The following is a 3,115-nucleotide window of genomic DNA, read 5'->3' as shown; positions in this document are numbered from 1 at the left end:
GCCAGTCTCGAAGGGGCCCCACCACATCCGGTGGAGCCACACGGGGTGGGGAATTTCAGTGAGCAGGTCTGGGGAGATTCAGATGAGCGTCATCAACGTGAAGGTTGCGAGGTTGCCGTTCGGCTTCGTGACCGTAGACCGCAGACCACGACCGTCATAGGTATAGGACCAGGTATCCAGCGAACCGGTGGGAGTGGCGCCGGCCTTGACCGTGTCGACCAGGTTCCGGACATCCCACGTGTAGCCGGTGTAACGAGACACGCCGAGCGTGTTCGCGTCAGCGCCCCGCTGCGCGTTGGTGGACAACACATTGGAGTCGAGGTCGTAGGTGTAGTCGGTCTTCGCCCTCTCGACTCCCGTCTTGAGCTCCTGGACCTGGGTGGTGCGGCCCAGGCCGTCGGTGGTGACCTTGAACGTGTCGGTTGCGGCGTTCGGGTTGTTGTCCTTCACCTCCGATTGCCGGCCATTGGCGTCGTAGCTGTAGGTGAAGGAGCGGGCCTCGACCGGGCTGGTCGAGACCAGCTTGATCGCGTCCGCGCTCACCACACCGTCTGCTGAGGGTTTCAGCGTGATCGTCTTCGCGACACCGTTCGGGAATGAGTAGTTGCCCAGATTGATCCAGGGTGTGGCCGCGGTGCAGGCGGACTGGTCGACGGTCTTGGTCGCGGCACCGGTGGAGTGGTTGATCGTGTACGTCGCCGCCGTCGTCGCGCCGGTAGCCGTGGGGCAGGAGGCGTAGACGTCGAACGAACCCGCGACATCCGGCAGCACCCGCCAGTTGGTCGCCCGCCCCGCCCCTGCTGACGCGGCCGCGCCGAGTGACCTGATCTATACCAACTCGCGATTCAAGGCAGCCGCCGTCGCCAGCGTCAACGACGCGACAGTCACAGGGGCCAGACCCCCCGCATCACTGCGCCGCTGGTTGGTCGATCAGCTACAGCGACAGACGTTCTGCGCGGCGTCTAGCTCCTCGTCGGTGCCGTAGATCACAACGCGGTCAAGGACACACCCCAGCGGAATCAACTCCTGATGATCGAACGAATAAGTCGTCTCGCCGATGCCCACTGAATAGACCCAGCCTCCCGGCCCCTCACTTCTGCCGAGCACGACCCCGACCGCAAGTGGTTTGTTCGAATCTACGTGAATACCGGGTCCTCGGGTGCGCACCAGCGCATAGAACGGCAGTGGATCCATCAGTGGGTGACCTCTCCGAACGGCGATACGTTGACGTGGGAGCCATCACGAGACAGCCACCCAAGTTGGGCCTGCCCAGTTCGCGACAACTGAACGTCCCACTCGAACGGCTGTCCAGCGGTCCTCGACGGGCCAACCACCCACTCGTTGCCGAACCTGTCGACGTAGCCACCTTGTGGTCCGCGAGGCAGCGGATTCACAGGATTATAGCCCCGCTCCGGAACGAATCGGATCTTCCCACTCGACGGCAAGCCCATGTCCGAGCCAGGGCCGGCTGCCTTCAAGCGGCTCCCGATCGACCAGCAGGTGGCATTGTGAACGAGGATCGAGTCCTCACCCGCGTGGTAGGTGTGCAGGCCGACGATGGTGAGGTTGTATGCGGTCAGGTCTTGTTCGCTGATACCTAGGCTCGCGACCGTGAACCGGTCACCATTCGCGCCGATGACGACGTCGCCGGGCTGGAGGTCAATCGCGTCGACCCAGGCCCCACGAGACGCGTCCCAGAACGGGTGGTGATCAGTGGCGTCGATCGTGGTCCCGTCTGCCAGCCCGACGGCAACCATGGTGTGCCAGCCGCGGTGCCGGATCAGATCGACGACCTTGCGCGTCATACGCTTCCCGGTGTCGGGATCGGTCGCCACGACCTCGTCGCCGAGCTTGACGTCCTTGATCGGCTTCTTCGTCCCGTCAGCCATGAGGACGGGGGTGTCGCCGGCGAAGCTGTTTACCTTGCAGGCATCGGCAGCTACCTTCTCGCCCGCGACTGCCTCATCGCTCAGCTTGGCGCCGTTCTTGGCCCACTTGCCGAAGGTGGCGAGCCAGCCGTAGAAGGGAACCATCGCAGCGCAACTGGCGACGGCGTTGGCAGTCTCGCCGTCATGGGCATACCAGGCGCAGTTCGCGCCGTCGGCTACCTCACCGGCGCCCGGGACCAGCCCCAGCCCATCAAGGGTGGCGTGAAGGAGCGGTTTCGCCGTGTCGACGATGTCCCCGCTCGCGTCACCCTCGAACTTCCACCCGCCATCGGGTTGGATCTTCAGTTGGCACTTCGGACACCTTTCCAATACAGACCCGACAATGAATCCGCCGCCGCCGCTCGAGTCCGTGGCGTTCATGTGGCCGTTCAGCTCGATGCGGCTGATCGGGTTGCCGCCGCCGAACATGTACCGGTTGGTGTTCCAGGGATCCGTGCCCAGTGCGAGGTCGGTCAGGGCGCCTGCAAACATGTCGCGGGTGAGGAACCGGTTGAGGCTGGGGTTGTATTCGCGGAATCCCATGTCGTAGGTGCCGGTGGCGCCGTCGAACCGGGCCGAGTTGAACCGGTACGGGTTGACGACGTCGGCGTCCTTGGCCGCATCGTCCCAGATGAGGTCGTCGCCGGTGGTGCCGGTCTTGTCCGGTTGGCCGTAGGCGGTGTACCGGTAGGTCGACGTGGTCGAGCCGGTGGTGTCGTCGGTGAGGGTTTCGACGTCGCCGTGCGGGTTGGTGCCGTAGTACGACTTCTCCGACGTGGTCCCATTCACCGGGGAATCGACCAGGGACAGGTTCTCCCCGCCGGTGCCGTAGGCATAGGACTTGGAGGTCTTCCAGGTCCCGGTGCTGTCTTTCTCTTCCTCGGCCGTCACCTGGTTCGCGAGGCCGACGAAGGTGTACCTGGTGGTGATCGGGCGGTGGTGCCGACCTTTTCGGACTGGTTGACCACCCGGTCGAACGGGTCGTAGGTCTGGTTGCGGGTGAAGGTCGGGGCGCCGGCCGAATCGAACTTCTGCTGCCGGGTGAGGCGGTCGTAGCCGTCGTAGGCGTTCTGTTCCACGACCTGCGATCCGACATCGGTGGTGGTGGCGCGCCCGAACGGGTCGTAGCGCTGGTTCAGCGTCGTGGCGCCGGTGACCGTTTTGGTGAGCCGGTTGCGGTCGTAGGT

General features: G+C 64.5%; 4 protein-coding genes. All 4 read right to left on the bottom strand.

All coding sequences use genetic code 11. The features are described from left to right. Positions 1 to 78: 78 nt before the first annotated feature. Entirely contained in the window at positions 79 to 828 is a 750-nt protein-coding gene (locus tag ACZ3HV_RS44465; protein ID WP_465693934.1) for a golvesin C-terminal-like domain-containing protein, read from the bottom strand. Positions 829 to 930: 102 nt separating this feature from the next. Further along, a complete protein-coding gene (locus tag ACZ3HV_RS44460; protein ID WP_465693932.1) occupies positions 931 to 1,194 on the bottom strand; it encodes a hypothetical protein in 264 nt (87 codons plus the stop codon). Further along, on the bottom strand, positions 1,194 to 2,819 hold the full coding sequence (locus tag ACZ3HV_RS44455; RefSeq protein ID WP_465693931.1) for a polymorphic toxin type 17 domain-containing protein: 1,626 nt from the start codon (positions 2,817 to 2,819) through the stop codon (positions 1,194 to 1,196). Before ACZ3HV_RS44455 ends, ACZ3HV_RS44460 begins: the two co-directional genes overlap by 1 nt. Beyond that, positions 2,816 to 3,115, bottom strand: a 300-nt coding sequence (locus ACZ3HV_RS44450; RefSeq protein WP_465693930.1) for a hypothetical protein, incomplete at its 5' end; no start/stop codon positions are given. The genes ACZ3HV_RS44455 and ACZ3HV_RS44450, both read right to left, overlap by 4 nt.

It is taken from the genome of Kribbella sp. NPDC020701 (genome assembly GCF_055562215.1).
Note: the sequence above shows the minus strand (reverse complement) of the source record. Positions and strands in the feature narration are given on the sequence as shown.